22 protein-coding genes are annotated in these 21,950 nt (G+C 54.0%); 14 read left to right on the top strand and 8 right to left on the bottom strand.

Translation table 11 applies throughout. The annotated features are described in order from the left end of the window. Position 1: 1 nt before the first annotated feature. Positions 2 to 751 carry a 16S rRNA (guanine(1516)-N(2))-methyltransferase RsmJ gene (rsmJ, locus tag AAF463_RS18305; protein WP_192236947.1) on the top strand — a complete coding sequence of 250 codons (750 nt, stop codon included), beginning with the start codon at positions 2 to 4 and terminating at the stop codon, positions 749 to 751. Between the two features lie 66 nt (positions 752 to 817). Here rsmJ and uspA read toward each other — a convergent pair whose 3' ends face one another. Then, entirely contained in the window at positions 818 to 1,255 is a 438-nt protein-coding gene (gene uspA / locus AAF463_RS18300) for a universal stress protein UspA (RefSeq protein ID WP_007889892.1), read from the bottom strand. A 418-nt stretch (positions 1,256 to 1,673) separates the two neighbouring features. Between uspA and uspB the strand changes: the two genes are divergently transcribed. After that, a complete protein-coding gene (gene uspB, locus AAF463_RS18295) occupies positions 1,674 to 2,009 on the top strand; it encodes a universal stress protein UspB (RefSeq protein ID WP_008108136.1) in 336 nt (111 codons plus the stop codon). A 95-nt stretch (positions 2,010 to 2,104) separates the two neighbouring features. Here uspB and pitA read toward each other — a convergent pair whose 3' ends face one another. After that, positions 2,105 to 3,604, bottom strand: coding sequence for an inorganic phosphate transporter PitA (gene pitA / locus AAF463_RS18290; protein WP_137386695.1), 1,500 nt, complete (start codon positions 3,602 to 3,604; stop codon positions 2,105 to 2,107). Between the two features lie 242 nt (positions 3,605 to 3,846). On the opposite strand from pitA, the gene AAF463_RS18285 reads away from it, so the two are divergent. The 7 genes from AAF463_RS18285 (at position 3,847) to yfaU (ending at position 10,558) form a co-directional block, all read left to right on the top strand. Beyond that, positions 3,847 to 5,031, top strand: coding sequence for an NAD(P)/FAD-dependent oxidoreductase (locus tag AAF463_RS18285; protein WP_350261244.1), 1,185 nt, complete (start codon positions 3,847 to 3,849; stop codon positions 5,029 to 5,031). Positions 5,032 to 5,082: 51 nt separating this feature from the next. Further along, complete coding sequence (locus AAF463_RS18280) at positions 5,083 to 5,430, top strand: hypothetical protein (RefSeq protein ID WP_101762721.1); 348 nt, start codon at positions 5,083 to 5,085, stop codon at positions 5,428 to 5,430. A gap of 267 nt (positions 5,431 to 5,697) precedes the next feature. Further along, positions 5,698 to 6,234 carry a DUF1640 domain-containing protein gene (locus AAF463_RS18275; RefSeq protein WP_192414773.1) on the top strand — a complete coding sequence of 179 codons (537 nt, stop codon included), beginning with the start codon at positions 5,698 to 5,700 and terminating at the stop codon, positions 6,232 to 6,234. Positions 6,235 to 6,411: 177 nt separating this feature from the next. Further along, positions 6,412 to 7,194, top strand: a complete 783-nt coding sequence (locus AAF463_RS18270) for an IclR family transcriptional regulator (RefSeq protein ID WP_101762719.1) — start codon at positions 6,412 to 6,414, stop codon at positions 7,192 to 7,194. Between the two features lie 13 nt (positions 7,195 to 7,207). Next, entirely contained in the window at positions 7,208 to 8,410 is a 1,203-nt protein-coding gene (gene rhmD, locus AAF463_RS18265) for an L-rhamnonate dehydratase (RefSeq protein WP_217549878.1), read from the top strand. A 47-nt stretch (positions 8,411 to 8,457) separates the two neighbouring features. Then, a complete protein-coding gene (locus AAF463_RS18260; RefSeq protein ID WP_350261243.1) occupies positions 8,458 to 9,744 on the top strand; it encodes an MFS transporter in 1,287 nt (428 codons plus the stop codon). Positions 9,745 to 9,757: 13 nt separating this feature from the next. After that, entirely contained in the window at positions 9,758 to 10,558 is an 801-nt protein-coding gene (yfaU, locus tag AAF463_RS18255) for a 2-keto-3-deoxy-L-rhamnonate aldolase (protein WP_350261242.1), read from the top strand. A 109-nt stretch (positions 10,559 to 10,667) separates the two neighbouring features. Here the strand turns inward: yfaU and AAF463_RS18250 are convergent, their stop codons facing one another. Next, positions 10,668 to 11,159: a helix-turn-helix domain-containing protein gene (locus AAF463_RS18250; RefSeq protein ID WP_222235108.1), complete on the bottom strand. Its 492-nt coding sequence runs from the start codon at positions 11,157 to 11,159 to the stop codon at positions 10,668 to 10,670. A gap of 317 nt (positions 11,160 to 11,476) precedes the next feature. Here AAF463_RS18250 and AAF463_RS18245 point away from each other — a divergent pair, with 317 nt between their 5' ends. Further along, complete coding sequence (locus AAF463_RS18245; RefSeq protein ID WP_350261241.1) at positions 11,477 to 12,499, top strand: alpha/beta hydrolase; 1,023 nt, start codon at positions 11,477 to 11,479, stop codon at positions 12,497 to 12,499. A gap of 31 nt (positions 12,500 to 12,530) precedes the next feature. Here AAF463_RS18245 and AAF463_RS18240 read toward each other — a convergent pair whose 3' ends face one another. The 3 genes from AAF463_RS18240 to proP form a co-directional block, all read right to left on the bottom strand. Next, a complete protein-coding gene (locus tag AAF463_RS18240) occupies positions 12,531 to 13,502 on the bottom strand; it encodes a sensor domain-containing diguanylate cyclase (RefSeq protein WP_350261240.1) in 972 nt (323 codons plus the stop codon). 109 nt (positions 13,503 to 13,611) lie between these two features. After that, on the bottom strand, positions 13,612 to 14,589 hold the full coding sequence (gene hemB / locus AAF463_RS18235) for a porphobilinogen synthase (protein WP_101762712.1): 978 nt from the start codon (positions 14,587 to 14,589) through the stop codon (positions 13,612 to 13,614). 116 nt (positions 14,590 to 14,705) lie between these two features. After that, positions 14,706 to 16,211 carry a glycine betaine/L-proline transporter ProP gene (gene proP / locus AAF463_RS18230; protein ID WP_101762711.1) on the bottom strand — a complete coding sequence of 502 codons (1,506 nt, stop codon included), beginning with the start codon at positions 16,209 to 16,211 and terminating at the stop codon, positions 14,706 to 14,708. 360 nt (positions 16,212 to 16,571) lie between these two features. Between proP and AAF463_RS18225 the strand changes: the two genes are divergently transcribed. The 3 genes from AAF463_RS18225 (at position 16,572) to AAF463_RS18215 (ending at position 18,450) form a co-directional block, all read left to right on the top strand. Then, positions 16,572 to 17,372, top strand: a complete 801-nt coding sequence (locus AAF463_RS18225) for a hypothetical protein (protein WP_350261239.1) — start codon at positions 16,572 to 16,574, stop codon at positions 17,370 to 17,372. Then, positions 17,365 to 17,835 (top strand): hypothetical protein, encoded by a 471-nt coding sequence (locus tag AAF463_RS18220; protein ID WP_101762709.1) that lies wholly within the window; start codon positions 17,365 to 17,367, stop codon positions 17,833 to 17,835. The genes AAF463_RS18225 and AAF463_RS18220 overlap by 8 nt, the downstream gene beginning before the upstream one ends. 111 nt (positions 17,836 to 17,946) lie before the next feature. After that, on the top strand, positions 17,947 to 18,450 hold the full coding sequence (locus AAF463_RS18215; RefSeq protein ID WP_350261238.1) for a hypothetical protein: 504 nt from the start codon (positions 17,947 to 17,949) through the stop codon (positions 18,448 to 18,450). Here the strand turns inward: AAF463_RS18215 and AAF463_RS18210 are convergent. Both AAF463_RS18210 and AAF463_RS18205 read right to left on the bottom strand, forming a co-directional pair. Next, positions 18,418 to 19,377, bottom strand: coding sequence for a D-2-hydroxyacid dehydrogenase family protein (locus AAF463_RS18210; RefSeq protein WP_350261237.1), 960 nt, complete (start codon positions 19,375 to 19,377; stop codon positions 18,418 to 18,420). The two genes, AAF463_RS18215 and AAF463_RS18210, sit on opposite strands and share 33 nt — an antisense overlap. After that, positions 19,352 to 20,956, bottom strand: a complete 1,605-nt coding sequence (locus tag AAF463_RS18205) for an EAL domain-containing protein (protein WP_350261236.1) — start codon at positions 20,954 to 20,956, stop codon at positions 19,352 to 19,354. Before AAF463_RS18205 ends, AAF463_RS18210 begins: the two co-directional genes overlap by 26 nt. Before the next feature lie 227 nt (positions 20,957 to 21,183). Here AAF463_RS18205 and AAF463_RS18200 point away from each other — a divergent pair, with 227 nt between their 5' ends. Beyond that, positions 21,184 to 21,948 carry a class II aldolase/adducin family protein gene (locus tag AAF463_RS18200; RefSeq protein WP_101762706.1) on the top strand — a complete coding sequence of 255 codons (765 nt, stop codon included), beginning with the start codon at positions 21,184 to 21,186 and terminating at the stop codon, positions 21,946 to 21,948. Positions 21,949 to 21,950: the final 2 nt, after the last annotated feature.

Raw genomic sequence — 21,950 nt, 5'->3', positions numbered from 1 at the left:
TGTGAAAATTGGTTTAATCGATGAAACGGGCGCCGGAGACGGCGCCTTATTACATTTAGCCGAGCGCTGGGGTTTGCAGCAGGACGAACAGGCGACGATGGCGCTGGTGTTAACCGCTGAGCATCTTGAGTTGCGTAAACTGGATGAGCCGAAACTCGGCGGCATCTTCGTGGATTTCGTCTCGGGCGCGATGGCGCATCGGCGTAAGTTTGGCGGCGGTCGCGGCGAAGCGGTGGCAAAAGCGGTCGGCATCAAAAGCGGTTATCTGCCAGACGTGGTTGATGCAACGGCCGGTTTGGGGCGCGATGCGTTTGTGCTGGCGGCGCTGGGCTGTCGCGTGCGCATGCTGGAGCGCCATCCGGTGGTGGCGGCCTTGCTGGACGATGGCTTGCGTCGCGGTTATCAGGATGCGGAGATTGGCGGCTGGCTGCGCGATCGGCTGACGTTGCTGCACGCTGCTAGCCAGCAAGCGCTGAGCGATATCACGCCTGCGCCGGATGTGGTCTATCTCGATCCGATGTATCCGCATCGCCAGAAAAGCGCGATGGTGAAGAAAGAGATGCGGGTGTTTCAGTCGCTGGTCGGTGCGGATGATGATGCTGATGCGTTGCTGGAACCGGCGCGCCGTCTGGCGAAGAAGCGCATTGTGGTGAAGCGTCCGGATTACGCGCCGCCGTTAGCGGGCGTGGTGACGCAGGATGCGGTGGTGACCAAAAGCCATCGTTTTGATATTTATCCGCCGCTGGGGTAATAACGCAAACAATGCGCAATAAATTGCGCCGCTACAAAAAATCAGGCCGGTAACCCGGCCTGATTTTTATTCTTCGTCCTCGTCGCGCAGCGGCACAATCAACATGTCGATATGCACGGTGTTAATCAACTGGCGAGCCGATGACATCAGCTTGCTCCAGAAGTCCTGATGGTGACCGCACACCACCAAATCCACATCATATTTCTTAATCGCATCAACCAGTACCTGGCCAAGATCACCGCTGCCGCTCAGGGTTTCACTGATCGGATAACCGGCGTTAATCGACAGCTCTTTCAGCGCGGTGTGCGTCTCTTCAGAAATACGCTTCTGCATGTCGCCCAGATTGACATCAATCAGCCCGGTGTAGAGGTCTGAATAGTTCACATCAACGTGGATCAGCGAGATTTTTGCATCATAAGGACGGGCCAGCGAAACGGCTTTATCAACCAGCAACTGGCTTTCCGGGGAAAGGTCTACTGCAATCAGGATGTGTTTATAAGCCATGATAAAACTCCTTTCTCAAGATTCGGGGCAATCTTCCTGCTTTCACGGTCGGCGATTCCTTTGCGCGAGACGGCGATGAAGCGCCACCAACCAACTATTTCAGCCTTGCAGGCGGTTTTTGTTATGTCCTGAGTATAGCCAGAGTTGTTAACAAATGCTGCAAGCGCAAGTTCGCTTGTGAGGAAGATCAAGCGTTATCGGCTTTTTCACTCGCCCTGAACGAAAATCATCGCTGGAAAAAAATTCAACAGATCTCCTACACTGAAAATAAGTGCCACTGCCATATGCGTTGCGCACTCAGGTTCGCATAACAACAATGCAATCGACATCATTCAATGGCTGGTTTATTTCCCGTGCGGCGTCTACAGCAATTCCCCGCTGCGTTCGACGTCGTTGCGGCTCCAGCCGGGAGGGGAACATGATCAGCACTATCGCGCTTTTTTGGGCTCTGTGTGTGGTTTGTCTGGTGAATATGGCGCGCTATTTCTCTTCTTTGCGCTCACTTTTAGCCGTTTTGCGCGGTTGCGATCCGCTGTTATATCAATACGTGGATGGTGCGGGTTTCTTCACGTCGCACGGGCAGCCGAGTAAGCAGGTGCGGCTGGTGCGCTATATCTGGGAGAAGCGCTATCACGATCATCATGACGACGAGTTCATTCGCCGCTGTGAGCGCGTGCGCGGACAGTTTGTGCTGACCAGCGGGCTCTGCTTTTTGGTGGTGGTGAGTTTGATTGCGATGGCGATCTGGCAATAAAAAGGGCAATAAAAAAGGGCAATAAAAAAGGGCAATAAAAAAGGGCAATAAAAAAGGGCGACATCGCGTCGCCCTCGAATATTTCTGCGCTTTGCTTAGATCAGTTTCAGTGCAATCCAGTAGAGCGAACCCGACAGCAAAATACACACCGGCAAGGTGAACACCCACGCCATAGCGATATTTTTGATGGTGCGACTCTGCAATCCACCGCCATCGACCAGCATAGTACCGGCCACCGACGACGACAGAATGTGCGTGGTAGAAACGGGCATACCGGTGTAACTGGCCACGCCAATCGATACCGCGGCCGTCACCTGCGCCGACATCCCTTGCGCATACGTCATGCCTTTCTTACCGATTTTCTCACCAATGGTGGTGGCAACACGACGCCAGCCAATCATGGTGCCGATGCCGAGCGCCAGCGCCACAGCCACAATAATCCAGATCGGTGCGTACTCAACGGTGCCCAGCAAATCGCTTTTCAGCTTGTTAAGGAAGCGCTTATCGTCCGCGCTGGTTTCCGGCAGCTTAGCCACTTTATCCACGGTATCGGAAACGCACAGCAGCAGGCGACGCATCTGGCTGCGTTGATCAACCGTCAGCTGATCGTAGCTCTGCAGATTGTTCAGCAGCAGCTGCGCACGATCGATAGCCTGCAGCGCACGGCTGCTGTCGCAATGGAACTCCTGCGGACCGCCAAGCGATTCATCTGGCGTTGGCACCACAGGCGGCGCCATCTGCACCATGTGCGTCAGTGATTCGTTGTGCTGCTGATAATACTGCTCCAGATGGTTTACGGCATCGCGCGTGCGGGTGATGTCATAACCCGACGCATTCAGGTTCACTACAAAACCAGCCGGCGCAACGCCGATCAGCACCAGCATAATCAGGCCAATGCCTTTCTGACCATCGTTAGCGCCGTGTGAGTAGCTCACGCCAATCGCAGAAACGATCAGGGCAATGCGCGTCCAGAACGGGGGCTTTTTCTTGCCATCAATCTTTTCACGGTCAGCAGGCGTCATGTGGATGCGTGAACGCTTGGTGGTTCCGCTCCAGTAGCGACGCAGGATAAAGATCAGACCGCCTGCAATCACCAGACCTACAATCGGCGAAAGAATCAGGGACATGAAGATATTGATGACTTTCGGCAGGTTGAGCGCGTCAACCACCGAGGTGCCGGTCATCAGGGCGTTGGTGAGACCAATACCGATGATGGCGCCAATCAATGTGTGAGAACTGGACGCCGGCAAACCCAAATACCAGGTGCCAAGGTTCCAGATAATCGCGGCCAGCAGCATGGAGAAGACCATGGCGAGTCCGTGGGCCGAACCGACATTCAACAGTAAATCGGTCGGAAGCATGTGAACGATGGCATACGCCACGCTCAATCCACCAAGCAAAACACCTAAGAAGTTGAAAACACCCGCCATGACAACCGCCAGTTGCGCCCGCATCGCACGGGTATAAATGACAGTCGCGACCGCGTTAGCAGTGTCGTGAAAACCGTTGATTGCTTCGTAAAACAATACAAACAGCAGAGCAAGAATCAGTAACAGGCTGGTACTGAGGTCGAGACCAGCAAACAGATGTAGCATAAACGTTACGCCATTTTGGGAGGACATGAACGCGGCGCATTATCTGCGACAACGTGCGCGATATGAAAGAAAAATATAGCTCTTTATTGTCTTAAAATTGTAATGCAGCGTATAGATTTAGCTGAAAACAGCTTAAAATTAGTAAGTTACATTATGACACATTTACGGCATTTTTTTGAAGCTGGCGCTAAAAGCCGCAAATCCCTACAATCAGCGCCTTTCGGGCAAGGCGGATAAAAGCAGTGGAAAAGTTTGACGTTATCATTGTTGGTGCAGGCGCAGCCGGCATGTTCTGCGCGGCGCAGGCAGGGCAATTGGGTCGCCGCGTATTGCTGCTGGATAACGGCAAAAAAGCCGGTCGCAAGATTTTGATGTCGGGCGGCGGTCGCTGCAACTTCACCAACATGCACACCGAACCGGCGGCGTATCTGTCGCACAATCCGCATTTCTGCAAATCGGCGCTGGCGCGCTACAACCAGTGGGATTTCATCGATCTGGTCAATCGCCACGGCATTGCGTATCACGAGAAAACGCTCGGGCAATTATTCTGCGATGACTCCGCACAGCAGATTGTCGATCTGCTGTTGAAAGAGTGTGATGCCGGGCAGGTGACGCTGCGCCTGCGCAGTGAAGTGCTGAGCGTCGATCGCGACGATAACGGTTATACCTTGCAGCTGAACGGCACATCGGTGCAGGCAGAAAAACTGGTGATCGCCAGCGGCGGGCTCTCAATGCCAGGCCTCGGCGCCACGCCGTTTGGCTATAAAGTGGCGGAACAGTTCGGCCTGAAAGTGTTCCCGACGCGCGCGGCATTGGTGCCGTTCACGCTGCATAAACCGCTGCTGGAACAGCTCAACACGCTGTCGGGCGTCGCGCTGCCCACCACCATCACCGCGCAGGACGGCACCTTATTTAAAGAAGCGATGCTGTTTACCCATCGCGGCTTATCGGGGCCCGCCGTGCTGCAAATCTCCAGCTACTGGCAGCCGGGTGAATTCGTCACCATTGATTTGTCACCTGCCACTTCGCTGGATGATTTCATTCATGTGCAGCGCGAGGCGCATCCCAATCTTAGCCTGAAAAACAGCCTGGCGAAAATTCTGCCAAAACGGTTGGTGGAAGTGCTGCAGGAGCTAAAGCAGATTCCTGACGTCACGCTGAAGCAGCTAAACAGCAAGCAGCAGGGCGAACTGGTCAGCACGCTACATCAATGGCGCGTGCAGCCAAACGGCACCGAAGGCTATCGCACCGCCGAAGTGACGCTAGGCGGCGTCGATACCACCCAACTGTCGTCAAAAACCATGGAAGCGCGCGATGTGCCAGGTTTGTTCTTTATCGGCGAAGTGGTGGACGTTACCGGTTGGCTGGGCGGCTACAACTTCCAGTGGGCGTGGAGCTCGGCCTGGGCGTGCGCGCAGGCGCTTTAACTCACGTCGCTATGATGGCGCATTTCCTTTCTCCAGCGGATGAACCTATTGATGTTAAAACTCAAATTTATTGTGCCGTTGCTGATCGTCATCAGTGCCGCCGTTTGGTGGCTGATGCCGCATTACAGCGATGAGGACAAAGGCTATTACATCGCCATGTTTTGTACGCTCACGCATGATGGACGCGGCAATGCTCCGCAAGATATGCAGCAGATTATTGAAGGCAGTAATTCCGATTACGCATTACAAAAGGTGCATTTCCAGCAAGCTTTGGCAGAGCATCTGCAAACGGTTTGGCAGGATTTGTCACCGCAACAGCAGCAACAAGCGCGACAGGAAAGGCTCTCCTGCCGCCGTTTGATGTCTGAGAAATTGCTACCGGGCCAGCCGGTTCAGTAATTATTGAACGGGCAGCGCAGGGATTAAAAGCTGCGCCGCCGTTTTAAGAAGCCGCTCAACACCTTCCCGCTCCCATTTCGCAAAACGTTTCGCAGCAGAATCTGACGCCAATTTTGCGAGACGCCCCGCATCCGCTTGCACGTTACTTGTTGTACTAATTGATATTTTTCTCAGCGCCGCGCAAAATACACACAGTCACATGGTGCAGCAATCGCTCGCTGAGCATGATGTTGGCACGCGCCTCACATCAACTCAGGAGCTTCACGGATGACACTCGCGATGATGAACACACACAAAGCCTTTAAAGCACTGCAGTTGGCCGGCGTCAGCGACCAACAGGCCGAAGCTATGGTCGAGATCTTTACCGAGATGCAGCAGGATAATGCGTTATCTCGTGCTGATTTAATGAAGGCCGGAGAAGGAATTACAGGGAGCATTAAAGAACTGGATGTTCGACTTACCGGCGATATCAGAGAGCTGGATATTCGGCTTACTGGTGCGATTAAAGAACTGGATAAGCGGCTGAGTGGTGCGATTAAAGAGCTGGATGACCGGCTTAGTGCTGCTATTCGAGAACTAGAGGTTCGGCTTACTAATCTGGATGTTCGACTGAGTAGTGAGATTAAAGCAGTCGATGTTCGCCTGACCAGAGTCGAAGCTCGCCTTGATCGCATAGAAAAAGACATTGAAGTTATCAAAGCCGATGTCTCTGCTTTAAAAACCGATATGCGCTGGATCAAACGTTTGCTAATGGTGATGACCACCACGATGGTCATTGCAGCGATCAAATACATTTTCTCTTAGATCTCGTGCTCCTGCGCCAGGAGTACAACCGACTGTACTCTCAGCGCGGCGCGATTCACATTCCCGCACACGCGCTGCCAGCAAACACGCTCAGCGCCGCGTAATTTGAAGCGGCGCACACTTATCACGAAGTAAAACTACAACACTGCGCTCCAGATTATCAGACTGGAGTCCAGCATGTTGGAAATTACGCCTGTCCCCGCGCTGACGCGCGCCATTGCGATTCTCGACTTTATTGCCCAGCACGGACCGTGCAGCGCCGCCGAGATCATTGAAACGCTGGCGCTTCCTAAAAGCAGCGCCTACCTGCTGTTCGCTGAACTGAAAAAACAGCGTCTGATCACTATTGATCGCAACAACAACTATTGCCTGTGGACGCGGCTGGTGGAGTTTGCCGGTCACGCACTGCAGCGCATGGATATCCGCGATATTGCGCGTCCACCTCTGACACGTTTAATGCAGCAGACCAATCTGCTGTGCCACCTCGGCATCCTCGAGGGTGGTCACGCCTGTTACATCCTCAAACTCGAATCCGCCGCCACCATCAGCGTGCGCTCACACGAAGGCAAAAGCCTGTCGCTCTATCGCTCGGGCATTGGCAAATGTCTGCTTGCCTGGCAGCAACCTGAAGAGCAGGAACGCATCATCAGCGGCCTGCGTTTTGTGGCGGTGACGCCAACCTCGCTGCGTAATGCCGACGCGCTGCGTACCGAGCTGGCACGCATTCGCCGTCAGGGCTGGAGCTTTGATAACGGTGAAGATTATCCCGATGTGCGCTGCGTCGCCGCGCCGATTTTCAATGCCCGCCAGCAGCTCGTCGCTGCCATTTCGCTGGTGGGCACCCGACTCGACATTGACGACGACAAACGCGATTACCTTGCTGGCCAGGCGATTGCCTGCGCCCGCGATATTTCCCGTCTGCTGGGCTGGCGTAGCCCGGCGGAAAAACACGCCTCGTAACCAGGAGAAGAGCATGTCCCTACCTAAAATTAAAACTGTCCGCGCCTACTTTGCCGGTGGCGCTACCGCGGATAAAGCAGCGGCTGGCGGCGATTACCACGATCAAGGTGCCAATCACTGGATTGATGACCACGTCGCCACGCCCATGAGCAAATACAAGCAGTATGAGCAGTCGCGTCAATCCTTTGGCATCAACGTGTTAGGCACGCTAATTGTCGAAGTCGAAGCCGATAACGGTCAAACCGGTTTCGCCATTACCACCGGAGGCGAAATGGGCTGCTTCATCGTGGAAAAGCATCTCAACCGCTTCCTTGAAGGACGCTGCGTCAGCGACATCAAACTGATTCACGACCAGATGATGAACGCCACCCTGTATTACGCCGGATCGGGCGGCCTGGTGATGAACACCATTTCATGTGTCGATTTGGCGTTGTGGGATTTGTTCGGCAAAGTCACCGATCTGCCGGTGTACAAACTGCTGGGCGGCGCGGTACGCGATGAACTGCAGTTTTACGCCACCGGCGCACGTCCGGATCTGGCGCAGCAGATGGGCTTTATCGGCGGCAAAATGGCGGTGCAGTGGGGACCGCACGATGGCGATGAAGGCATCCGTAAAGAGGTGGCGCGCATCGCTCACTATCGCGAAAGTTGCGGCCCGGATTTCTGGCTGATGCTTGATTGCTGGATGAGCCAGGACGTCAATTTCGCCACCAGGCTGGCCCACGCCTGCGCACCTTATAACGTCAAGTGGCTGGAAGAGTGTTTGCCGCCGCAGCAGTTCGAAGGATACGCCCAGATGAAACAGCAAGCGCCGCAGGGCATGTTGATCACCAGCGGCGAACATCACGGCACGCTGCAATCATTCCGCACGCTGGCTGAAACCGGCATCGATATTTTGCAGCCCGATGTCGGTTGGTGCGGCGGCCTGACCACGCTGGTGGAAGTGGCGGCGCTGGCGAAATCACGCGGCCAGTTAGTGGTGCCGCACGGCTCCTCGGTTTACTCGCATCACGCGGTGATCACCTTCACCAACAGCCCATTCAGTGAATTCCTGATGACCAGCCCGGATTGCAGCACGCTGCGCCCGCAGTTTGATCCGCTGCTGATCAACGAACCGGTGCCGGTTAACGGTCGCATGCACAAATCGGTGCTGGATAAACCGGGCTTCGGCGTGGAACTGAATCGCGATGGACTGAAGCGTCCTTATCAACACTAATCGCAGCGGCTGCGGCGACGCGTCGCAGCCCTGCGTGAGGGTTTACCATGGATAATCTGGTGTTAAGCGCGGTTAAAAAGAATCGCGCACGTCTTATTCCTTTCATGTTGATGCTCTACGTGCTGGCGTTTCTCGATCGCGCCAACATTGGTTTCGCCAAAGAGGCATATCAACTCGATACCGGCCTGAGTAATGAAGCTTACGCGTTAGGGGCTGGGATCTTCTTTGTGGTGTACGCGCTGCTTGGCGTGCCGGCCAATTTGCTGATGCGACGCTTTGGCGCGCGCAGCTGGATTGGCGGCACCACGCTGCTGTGGGGATTACTTTCGGCGGCGATGGCATTTGCTGATACCGAAGCCAAATTCCTGCTGGTGCGTACCTTGCTCGGCGCAGCTGAGGCGGGTTTCTTCCCGGGCATGATTTATCTGACCTCGCTGTGGTTCCCGCAACAGCAGCGCGCTAGCGTCATGGGACTGTTCTACATGGGCGCGCCGTTGGCGTTGACGCTGGGTTCACCGCTCTCTGGCGCACTGCTGGAAATGCACGGCGTGCTAGGCCATCCCGGCTGGTTCTGGATGTTTATCATTGAAGGATTACTGGCGGTGGCAGCCGGCGTTTTCACTTTCAGCTATATCGACGACACACCGGCGAAAGCGCGTTTTCTCAGCGCCGAGGAGAAGCGGGCGCTGCAACGTCAGCTGGAGAGCGAAGAGCAGCAGAAGCCGACTTCACATCTGCGTGATGCGCTGCGCAATGGTCGCGTCTGGCAGCTCGCCATTATCTATATGACCATTCAGATAGCGGTTTATGGCCTGATTTTCTTCCTGCCTTCTCAGGTCGCAGCGTTGTTGGGCACCAAAGTCGGTTTCCTCGCCTCGCTGGTGGCGGCCATTCCGTGGGTGGCCGCGCTGTTTGGCACCTGGCTGATTCCGCGCTATTCCGACCGCAGCGGCGAGCGTCGCCGGGTCGCGGCGTTCACCTTGCTGGCTGCTGCTGCCGGGATTGGTTTGTCCGGATTGGTTTCGCCGCTGTTGGCCATCATTGCGCTTAGCGTCGCGGCGGTGGGTTTTATTGCCGTGCAGCCGGTGTTCTGGACCATGCCGACGCAGCTGCTTTCTGGCACTGCGCTGGCGGCGGGCATCGGCTTCGTCAATTTGTTTGGCGCCGTGGGCGGCTTTCTGGCGCCGCTGATTCGCGTAAATGCCGAAATGCACTTTAACAGCAGCGCTGCCGGATTGCTGGCGCTGGCGCTGATTGCCGCCATCGGTTCACTCATTATCCTCAGCCTGAAAGTGGAGCGTCAGTTGCCACACTCTCAGCAGCCAAGTCATTAAGTAAGGAGCAGCTATGCAGGATCCGTTAAATAATCCCTTCAAAGCCGGATTGGCGAAAGGCGAAACGCAGATTGGTTTGTGGCTGAGCAGCACATCGTCGTATCTGGCCGAAATTGCTGCCACCAGCGGCTACGACTGGTTATTGATAGATGGCGAACACGCCCCGAATACCGTACAGGATCTCTATCATCAATTGCAGGCCGTTGCGCCTTATCGCAGCCAGCCGGTGATACGGCCAATCGAATTCCAGACCGCACTGATTAAGCAGGTGCTGGATATCGGTGCGCGCACCTTGCTGGTGCCGATGATCGATACCGCTGAGCAGGCACAGGCGCTGGTGAAGGCGACGCGCTATCCGCCTTACGGCACGCGCGGCGTCGGCGCAGGCGTGGCGCGGGCGGCACGTTGGGGGCGCGTGGAAAATTATATGGCGTGCGCCAATGAAGAGTTATGCCTGCTGATTCAGGCCGAAAGCAAAACGGCGATTGATAATCTCGATGCGTTGCTGGAGGTTGAGGGCGTTGACGGAATCTTTATTGGTCCGGCTGATTTATCAGCCTCATTGGGCTATCCCGATAATGCCGGGCATCCTGAAGTGCAGAAAGTGATTGAGCAGAGTATCAAACGCATCCGCAGCGCAGGAAAAGCGGCCGGTTTTCTGGCGGTTAATCTGGAGATGGCGGAACGCGCTATTCATTGGGGAGCTAATTTCGTTGCCGTCGGTGTGGATACCATGCTGTATACCGATGCGCTGGATAATCGGCTCGCGCATTTTAAAAAGAGCGTAAATGCGCTGAATAAATCGAGTTACTAATTGAGAAACGGATGGTATGCCATCCGTTTCTATTCAATTAAAGCGTTCATGAATTGGAATGAAGAAGTCTGTTGGCGTCAAATGGCGCCAAAAAAGAGTCAATTATTTATCAACGCATCGCACAACCAATTCGCGGCATATATTTATCGTTACGTACCGCAGGCGTGATAATTGCTTTATTGCGTTCCGTGGCGTCAAATCCCGCCTGACGGCAAAGCACACAGGGATCGCTACTTTCACGCATTGCAAGTTTGGCTTCCTCATCCAGCTGGCGCTTACGGCAATAAAGAGGCGTGCAGCCCAGCACATGTTTAAATGAGCGCGTGAAAGATTGCTGGCTTTCAAAATGATATTTCACTGCCAGGCTGATAATTGGCACATTGCTGTCTTTTAAGTCATTAATGCAATGAGCCAGTTTCTTTTTTCGGATGTAGCGTGCCAGCGTCTCATTGTGATAGCGGGCGAACAGTTTCTGTAAATACCATTTCGAATAGCCAGACTTCAGTGCAATATCATCAATCGTTAAACGTTGATCCAGGTTAGCCATAATCCATTCGGTTACCGAATCAATTACCCCTTCATTATATTTTTGCTGTGTCATCATAGTCCTCCATTAACAGTGGCAGAGTGTAATTTAATTAATCTTTCCAATCTGCAATTAATGTAAAGTTTTCTGGTTATTTGGCTGTTTTAATATTTGTCATCAAGACCGGTCTTGGTTTTCGTGAATTTACAGGTTTTCTTGTTGTGATGGTGTTGAGTATTTATCGTAATAACGGGCGTTATTATTAACTCAAATTTTTCATCGCTTCGCGGCGCTTAATAGTAAAAGGTGTGCTTTCTGGCGGCACACCTCATCAATACTTAACGCGGATTAACGTGCCACACTGAAGGTTTTCACTGTTGAGGAATCACCTAATGGGTTTTCGTTTCAAGCCAAAACAGTCACTTGCCGTGATTCTGGCATCAGTGGCATTAGGCGCTGTTGCTCCGGCGCTCGCCGCCAATGTGTATGGTGAACAGCTCGAAGGCTTTAGCTATCCCTATCCGCTGCAGCACTTTAACTTCTCCTCGCAGCAGCAAGCGCTGAGTATGGGTTATATGGATGTCAAACCTACGCAGCAGACCAACGGTGAAACCGTGGTGCTGATGCACGGCAAGAACTTCTGTGGCGCAACCTGGGATGACACCATCAAAGCGCTGAGCCAGAAAGGGTATCGCGTCATCGCGCCAGATCAGATTGGCTTCTGCAGCTCAACTAAACCAGCTAACTATCAATACACCTTCCAGCAACTGGCACAGAACACCCATCAACTGTTGCAGCAGCTGGGTATCGACAACGCCATTATGGTTGGGCACTCGACCGGCGGCATGCTGGCGACGCGTTATGCGCTGATGTATCCCAGACAAACGCAGAAGCTGGTGCTGGTCAATCCCATCGGCTTAGAAGACTGGAAAGCCAAAGGCGCGCCGTGGCGCTCGGTGGATCAGTGGTATCAGCGTGAACTCAAGCTGGATGCGGCGGGCATCAAGAAATATGAACAGCAGACATATTACAGCGGCCAGTGGAAGCCGGAGTATGACAAATGGGTCGATATGCTGGCCGGGCTAAATAGTGGGCCAGGTCACAAGAAAGTGGCGTGGAACTCGGCGCTAATCTACGACATGATTTTCACTCAGCCGGTGTATTACGAGTTTAAAGATCTGCGCGTGCCGACCACGTTGATGATTGGCACCGCAGATACCACGGCGATTGGCAGTGATATCGCGCCGCCGGAAGTGAAAGCAAAACTCGGGCATTACAATGTATTGGGTAAGCAGGTGGCGCAGCTGATTCCCGGCGCACGCTTAATCGAATTCCCGGGCATGGGGCACGCGCCGCAGATGGAAGAACCGCAGACGTTTAATCAGGCATTGATCACGGATTTAGTGGGTCATTAATTGCAGGGTCGCCATTCATGGCGACCCACAATCAACTCAGCTTCTTTTTCCCGTTCTTAGCGGCGTACATCCGTTCGTCGCTACCTTCCAGCAGCTGTTCCAGCGACTGCGGATGATCGGGATCGAACTCAACAATGCCCGATGAGAAGTGCAAAGCGTAGCGGCGCTCCAGATTCTGGGTTTGCTGTTGCAGGAAACCATCAAAGCGCGCCAACACACCTTCGGCATCGGCTTGCTGCAAGCCATTAAACAGCACCACAAATTCGTCGCCGCCCAAACGGGCAAAGATATCCGCATGGCGGAAACTCACCTTCATGGCGTTGGCAAAGTCCATTAATGCGCGGTCGCCTTCGCGATGACCGAGCGTATCGTTAATGGCTTTAAAGCGATCGAGATCGAGGAAAGTCAGGCTGGCCGGTAACTGCTTCAGCTGGCACTCATTCAGCGCCAGCTGGCCGAGCGTCATAAAGCCACGGCGGTTGGTGATTTGCGTCAGTTCATCGGATGTTGCGGTCTGGAACGCCACCAGCTCCGCTTCCGCCATTGCGGCTAAATCACGCAATGTATGGATATCATCCGCATCGAACTGGCGCGCATGATGATCGATAATGCACAAGGTGCCGACTTTCGCACCAGCCGGCGTGCGCAATGGGCAACCGGCGTAGAAACGCACCGGATTTTCGGCATTTTTAACCAGTGGATTATCGAAGAAGCGCTCGTCATCAAGCGCGTTTTCCACCACCATCACATCATCCTGCAGCACGGCGTGGCCACAGAAAGAGGTATTGCGCGGTGAGGTGGTATCGCTTGAACCCGCAGTGGATTTGAACCACTGATGGTCCTCTTCCAGCAGGCTGACCAGCGCAACGGGTACACCAAACAAACGACGGGCAAGGCGGGTTAAACGGTCGAAACGCTCTTCGGCAGGCGTGTGCAGAATGTTGAGCGCACGTAACTGGGCCAGACGATATGACTCGTCCGCAGGCAGTGCAGGTGCTTTCATCGCGTTACTCTTATTAATTATGGAATTACAGAAACACTGGTATTTAAGCCACAAAGGCTGAAAGCGCCTGGCAACGGTATGCGATGTCCGATGCCAGGCGTAACGATAATCAGAGCACTTTTTGCTCAGCGAGATCAAGGGCAAAATAGCTGAAAATGAGATCCGCGCCGGCACGTTTAATCGCGCCAAGGCTCTCCAGAACCACATTACGTTCGTCGATGGCACCCGCCTGCGCGGCGAATTTGATCATCGCGTACTCACCGCTCACCTGGTACGCAGCGAGCGGCAGCGTGGTGCGTTCGCGGATATCGCGCAGGATATCGAGGTAAGCGCCAGCCGGTTTTACCATCAGAGAATCTGCACCTTCCGCTTCATCAAGCAGCGACTCGCGCAGCGCTTCACGGCGGTTCATCGGATTCATCTGGTAAGTCTTACGATCGCCTTTCAGCGCGGTGCCTGCGGCTTCACGGAACGGGCCGTAGAAGGAGGACGCGAACTTCGTCGAATAAGACATGATGGCGGTATCGGTGAAGCCGGCGGCGTCGAGCGCCTGGCGAATGGCTTTCACCTGGCCATCCATCGCGGCAGAAGGAGCGATAAAGTCTGCGCCGGCTTGTGCCGCAACCACGGCTTGCTTGCCGAGGTTAATCAGCGTTTGGTCGTTATCGACGCCGTGATCGCACAGCACGCCGCAATGGCCGTGGCTGGTGTATTCGCAGAAGCAGGTATCAGACATCACGATCATTTCTGGCACGGTGTCTTTGCAGATACGCGACATACGCGCCACTAAACCGTTTTCATTCCAGGCATCGCTGCCGGTGGCGTCGGTGTGGTGGGAAATACCGAAGGTCATCACTGAACGAATGCCCGCTTTGGCAATACGTTCAATCTCATAAGCTAAACGTTTCTCGGGGATACGCACCACGCCCGGCATGGCGTTAATGGGCACATAATCGTCCACGCCTTCTTCAACGAAAATTGGTAGTGCCAAATCGTTGATGCTGAGGTGAGATTCCTGGAACATTTCGCGCATTGACGCGCTTTTGCGCAGCCTTCTTGGGCGCTGGATCAGATTAAATTCAGACATGCTCTACAACTTATGCAGGTTAAAAAAGTGGCAATAGTTTACCCCTTTTCGCGGCTGCGCATGAAGGATTGTGTGCGGAAACGAAAACTCCCGCCGGGCGGCGGGAGTAGGGAAGATTACTCGTTGATGTCCGGATGCTGCTGCACCAGGTTTTTACGTTTCGCCTCAAGCTTGGCGATCTCGTCATCAATATCTTCGATTTTCTGCTCGATGTTGTCGTGATGCTCCTGCAGGATCTCACGTGCTTCATCCATGTCCGACGCGGCTGGCGTGGCACCGCGCAGCGGCTTATTGGCGGTCTCTTTCATGAAGATACCGGTAATCAAACCAATCACCGCGACAACCATTAGGTAGTATGCCGGCATATACAGATTGTTGGTGGCTTCCACTAAATAAGCGGCGAATGTCGGCGTTAGACCGGCAATCAGTACCGAAATATTGAAGGCACTTGCCAATGCGCTGTAGCGAATGTGGGTTGGGAACATCGCAGGTAGCGAGGATGCCATTACACCGGTAAAGGCGTTTAAGATCACAGCCATCAGCAACAGACCGGCAAAAATCAGACCCAACACGCCACTGTTAATCAGCATAAAGGCCGGAATCGCGAAGGCAAACAGGGCGATACTGCCGATGATGACAAACGGACGACGGCCAAAGCGGTCACTCAGCATGCCCATTACTGGCTGCACAAACAACATACCCATCATGATAGCGATGATGATCAACACGCCGTGATCTTCCGAGTAGTGCAGGTTATGTGACAGGTAACTCGGCATGTAGGTCAGCAGCATGTAATAGGTCACGTTGGTGGCGATCACCAGACCGATACAGGCCAACAGGCTTTTCCAGTGTTTGGTCGCGATCTCTTTAAACGACACTTTCGGGCCGTCGCGCAGACCTTCACGGTCGCCTTGTTCCAGCTTGTCAACGTGTTGCTGGAACGCCGGCGTTTCTTCCAGGGCATGACGCAGATACAAACCGATAATGCCGAGCGGCAGCGCAATAAAGAAAGGAATACGCCAGCCCCACTCGAGGAATTTCTCTTCACCGATAATGGTGGAGATCAGCACCACGACGCCCGCACCGAGCACAAAACCGGCGATGGAGCCGAAATCAAGCCAGCTGCCCATAAAGCCGCGCTTGCGGTCAGGCGAGTACTCGGCAACGAAGATCGATGCACCGGTATATTCACCGCCGACCGAGAAGCCCTGCGCCATTTTTGCCAACAGCAGCAGAATCGGTGCCCAAATACCAATTGAGGCATAGGACGGTATCAAGCCGATACAGAAGGTACTGATCGACATGATAACGATGGTAATAGAAAGGATTTTCTGGCGACCATATTTATCGCCCAACATGCCGAAGAACAAACCACCGAGTGGACGAATCAGGAACGGAACTGAGAACGTACCCAGTGCAGCGATCATCTGTACACTTGGAGAAGCATCCGGGAAGAACACCTTACCCAGCGCGTAAGCCACAAAGCCATAAACACCAAAATCAAACCATTCCATCGCGTTGCCCAGTGAAGCCGCAGTAATGGCTTTACGTAAACGGGAGTCATCGATAATGGTGACATCATCAATCCCGATAGGTTTTACACGCTTCCTACGTAGTTTCATGCAGATACCCTGTATTGGAATTCGAAAAATCCTCAACGCTGCGGACTCAAACAATGCCAACAGTCCGCGGCGTTGAGAAAATTAAAGCATAGCGGGGAAATAACGCTTTTTCCCTGCCCTGCCGGGCAATTATTAGGAAAGTAATGATTGCCAACCGCGACAGAGTATACCGATTTTGTGTGATATTTGTCATGTTCTCACCATTAACTGGCTATTTTTTAGCTAATGCTGTGGCCTGTTAGCGCTTAAAACGCGTCGAAAAAAGGCCACAATTTCACGCAGCGATTTGCAGTAAGCGTGCGCCATCTCGCGAAACTACATATACTTGCGTGAGTTGCTTTTTTGGAAATCAGGTTTCATATGGCGCGCTTTGTTTTATTTGCCAAAAGTCTCTGTTTTGATGCCGACCAACAGGTGTTTTATCCACTCAATTCTCCCGCTCAACGCGTGGCATTAAGTCCGCTGCAAAGCGCGGTATTACGTCGCGTGCTCAATGCCCAAGGCAAGCTGGTGCGTAATCAGGCATTGCATGTGCTGTTTCAGCGCGAACCTTCTGAGATCCCCTTTGCCGATCGCTTAACGTTGACCATTGCTGAGATCAATCGTCTGGCGCAGCAGGCGCACGCGCCAGGTGCATTGGTACATCAGGTGCCGCTGATTGGCTGCGTGCTGGCCGAGCAGGTCGATGTCGAATCCTTCAATGAGTTCGCTACGCCTGCTGCTGAAGCTGAAAAGCCGGTCACGGTGCAGCCCGAACCTGCTGTGAAAGCGGTCGCCGTGAAGAAAAAATCCTGGCTGTGGCGTGGCGTGCTGGCGGGATTATTACTGCTAAATGTGGCGCTGGCACTGATTATCCGTCAGGAGTTTGCGCCAACCGAACATGATGGCATGCAATTTAAATTTTATGGTCAGGAAGCGCAGACGCAGGTCTTTATCAATGAAAGACTTTCTGCCGATTCTTTTGTCGTTCAGGATGCTATGCGCCGATTCCGCGAGTTAAAACCGCGCCTGCCGGATGGCTCAGTCCCGCCGTTGCTGTACATCAACCGTTCACGCATTCGTGCCTTCAGCAGTGCTTTCCTTTGCCTCCAACCCATCGAGCAAAAGAATAATGAATGTATTTCATGGTTGATATCTAATCAGGAGCTACCTGATGCGTAAGTCATTACTCACATTGGTTGTTATTATTGCGTTCATTCTTCCCTGGGCGTGGGTGCTGTTGGTCCGCCCAACCGTTGTGGTACCCGAATGGTGTGATGTTCCCTATCGCATTGATAATGAAGGGAAGCCAACGGGTACGCTGGATGCGACGGTACGCACACGTTTTAAAGCGGATGGTAGCGGCGCATCAACGCTAATCGGCACGGTAACATTGCCGGATCGCCAATATCGCTTAAATCGCGTTTCTGTCAGTAGCTGGCATCGTCAGGGCGATTTTATGCTGGTGAATACCCGTAAAGTGCAGGCGATGGCCGATGATACGGTGCCCGAGCCACTCGCTGCGCAGATACTTTTCACCTCGGCGCGAGAATCCCACAGTGATTATTATCAGATGTATCAACTCCCCAATGGCGATCAAATAATCAATTATTCTGGTATGCCGCGGCTTTATTGCCATACCTAATTGATGCGCACATAAATAAGAAAAACTTACCATTAAGCGAGGCGGCAACCTCTGCTTGCCAGCTCCAAAACATTGGGTAATACTCTGCCGCCGTGCTTTGGTGGAGTGTTCATGTCGAGGATAAACGCCCAGTCTTTTAAGAATCCCTGGCTGTCGATGAGCGACAGTGTAGAAAGCAATCTTATCAATCTTGTGCCTGCGGCACAGCGTACGACTGCCGTTTCCATTAGCTCGGTGGCGTGGATTAACTGTGGCGAACGAACCGATGCGCAGCTGGCATTATTGGCGCAACAACCCGATGAACTGCTGCAGCGCCTGAAAAGCTGGCGTCAGGCCGGATTACTCTCCCGCCAGGCGACCGGGAGCTTGCGTCAGCTGCAACGGTTGACGCAAACCAGCATCGCATGTAACCAACCCATCACGCAGCTTGATGAATATCAGCAGTTCGTGGGGCAGTTAACGCCGACGCTGGAGCGCATTAATCAACGTCTCAATGCCCAGCGCGATGTGCCGAATGGCGCGCTGGCGGAAGACAGCCTTGAAGTGGCGCTGCGCATTGCGGAAAAACGGCGCGCAGGCCGTTCAGAGCAGCGAGCGCAGTGGCGCACCCGTTAACCATCCCTGAATATCTTCCACCGCCTGCGTGAAGTAGGTGCGATAATTGCTGTCGGCGACATAGCCGAGATGCGGCGTCGCCAGCACGTTCGGTAGCTGACGCAGCGGATGATCGGCGGGCAGCGGCTCCTGTTCAAACACATCTAATCCCGCACCGGCTAACTGACCCGATTGCAGCGCGGCGATCATCGCCTGTTGATCGACAATGCCGGCGCGCGATGTGTTAATCAGCAGCGCGCCGGGCTTCATCTGCGCCAGCGCCGCTGCATCAATTAAATGGCGTGAGCGCTCGCTCAATACCAGATGAATGGACACCACATCGCTGCTACTGAGCAGCGCAGCCAGCGATGGCGAACGTTCTGCGCCACACTCGGCGGCACGTTCGGCGGTTAAATTCTGGCTCCACGCACACACGCGCATCCCAAACGCCTGCGCCACTTTTGCCATCTCGCCGCCGATTTTACCCAATCCAAGTAATCCCAGCGTTTTGCCCTGCAGGCCCATGCCAACGGTGTGCTGCCACGCGCCGTTGCTGCGCAGCGCCTGATTCTCCGGCACGATATGGCGCGCCAATCCCAGCAACAATCCCCACGTCAGTTCCAGCGGTGCCGCGCTGCTGCTGGCGGTACCGCACACCGCGATATAGCGTTCCGCGCAGGCATGTAAATCGATGGAGGCATTACGCATGCCGGAAGTGACTACCATTTTCAGATTGGGCAAGCGGCCAATCAGCTTGGCGCTGAGCGGCGTGCGTTCGCGCATAACCACCAAAATATCGGCGTGCGCGATGCGCTTAACCAATTCATCCTGGTCGGCGAAATGTTCAGTCAGGGAAGTGGTGTGCACCAGCGGGGCGAGAGACGCCCAATCGGCAAGCGACTGGGCGACGTTCTGGTAGTCATCAAGAATGATGCAGTTCAGGCTCATAATGTTCCTCAACGAGAAGTGGCTTGTGCCCTTGCTCGCTGAGCCAGGCACGCAGCCGGTCATTATCCAGCGGACGGGCATAATAGTAGCCCTGAATAAATATCACACCACGCTGCCGCAGGTACTCAAATTGTGTTGCGGTCTCGACGCCTTCGCCCAGCACATCCAGTTCCAGCTTGTGGCACAGATTAATAATCGCATCCAGCACTGGCGTTTCCACGTCGAGGCCTTCAATGGCATTGATAAAGCCGCGATCGATTTTCAGGTAGTCCAGCGGGAAGGTGAGCAGGTAGGTCAGTGAACAGTGGCCGGTACCGAAATCATCAATCGCCACCTTCATGCCCTGCGCGCGCAAATGACGCAGTTTACACGCCACCTTTTCACCCTCTTCAATCAGGCTGCGTTCGGTCAGCTCCAGCGTGATGCACAGCTGTTTATCTTTGATGCGCTCAGCAAACAATTCAATATCGGCCACGAAATCGTCATGCTGCAGATGCTCCGCCGCCAGATTCAGCCCGAGGTGAAATCCGGGCTCGACCTGCCAGCTCTGAATATCTTCGGCCATCAACTCCAGCAGATGCTGCGTCAACGGCACAATCATCCCTTCGGCTTCAGCGGCGCTGATAAAGATATCCGGACGAATCATCACGCCGTTGGGCCGTTGCCAGCGCAGTAAGGCTTCAACACCGGCGCAGGCGTGCAAGGTATTGCTGTATACCGGCTGATAATGCACTGAGAACTGGTGGGCGCGGATGGCGCGACCAATCTCATCGTGCCAGGAAATACGACGACGCAGCCAATTGGCGGTGAGGATCATCAGCAAAATCGAGAAAATCGCCGCCATCGGCAGGAAGATGAACAGCGCCTGACGCCAGGCTTTGAGCAGCTCAGAAGCCGGAACGGTTACATTAACGGTGATGGGATAGCGGCTGGAGTCGGCCTGAAAAGATTCACTTTTCATATACAGCTTTGGCTGCATGTCAGCCGGTCCGCTGGCGATCACTGCGCCACCGCTAAATTGCAGGCTCATGTGGTAACCGCGTGAACCGCCAATGGCGTTCATGAAATCCATCAAATATTGGCCGTCGATGACCGCCCAAAAACCGCTGGTATCGGGAAGCTGACGCATAAACACCACCGCCGGACGATTCGGCACGCCAACCGTTCCGTGCACCGAGATGCTCCACCAGGCTTTGCCGGTTATCGGCGGCGGCTGCATCATCATCTCGGTCAGGGTGCCATGCCGCAGGCCAAAGGCGGACGAGCAAATGATGTCATCGCCTTTCAGCATGCCAATGGATCGAAAATAGGGATTGAGCGTACCGGCGCGCTGCAGCTGATCTTCGATTTGTGCACAAGGCTGGTACTGATACTGGCGCATCTCAGTGATCATATTCCAGGCGTTGTCACTCATCTTTTCAGCCTGAGTAATCAAGGTATTGGCGGTAGAAATCTGCTGTTGGCTGACGGTGTGACGCGCTTCGATGGCCGTACAAAGGATGCCGAGCACCAACGGTAGCAACCCGGCACAAACGATTAAGACCCAATCAAAATCGTGATGTCGTTTTTTCAGTGGCACCAGACAATCCTCAGTCGGTTTAAGCTGCGCTTGCGGCGTCAGCAGCATACCATTTTCACAGGGCTGTGTAGGGTAGCGATTTAAGAATAAACCGGTCTGATACAGGTCAATGATCAATCTCACTTTGCGTTTAATGACATTGTTTTGCCGTTATTGGCATTTCCCAGCGGCAAAAACGCTATGCCACGATGTTAGGTAAGCACATTGACCTGAAATGAGGAGCGAAAATGAGCACGGAAACCCTGGATGTCACATCATTACGGCAGCGCATCAGTGAAGGCGAATGGCAGGCGCGCATCAAGCTGGCGCAGGCTTATCATCTGGCGGCGAAGCTACGCTGGACCGACCATATTTACACCCATTTTTCCCTGCGCGTACCGGGCGATCAGCCGCACTTTCTTATCAACGCTTTTGGACAAACCTTCGATGAAATCCAGGCGGAAACGCTGGTTAAAATCGACATCGACGGCAATATTATTGACGACCCAACCGGGCTGGGAATTAACCTTGCCGGGTTTGTTATTCACAGCGCGATTCACCGCGCGCGGCCAGATGCCCATGCGGTGCTGCATACGCACACCGCGGCGGGCATTGGCGTTTCGGCGCAGCGAAACGGCCTGCTGATGATTTCGCAACACAGCACGCGTTTCCATAATCGCCTCGGCTATCACGATTACGAAGGTATCGCGCTGGATCTCGACGAGCAGCAGCGCATCGTTGCCGATCTCGGCGATCTTAACGCGCTGATCCTGCGCAATCACGGCCTGCTGACCAGCGGCGGCAGCATTGAAGAAGCTTTCTACAACCTCTATTACCTCGAGCGCGCCTGCCAGGCACAGTTGGCGGCACAATCGGGTGGCGCGGATCTGATCATTCTGCCGGACGCCGTTTCCGAGAAAGCCGCGCAGGCGTTTGATAACAGCATCCGCAATCGCAAATATCAGCTGCACTGGGATGCTTACATCCGCCAGCTCAACCGCAACGCACTCTGAGA

This window comes from Pantoea sp. BJ2 (assembly GCF_040255075.1).
GTDB lineage: Bacteria > Pseudomonadota > Gammaproteobacteria > Enterobacterales > Enterobacteriaceae > Pantoea > Pantoea leporis.
Note: the sequence above shows the minus strand (reverse complement) of the source record. Positions and strands in the feature narration are given on the sequence as shown.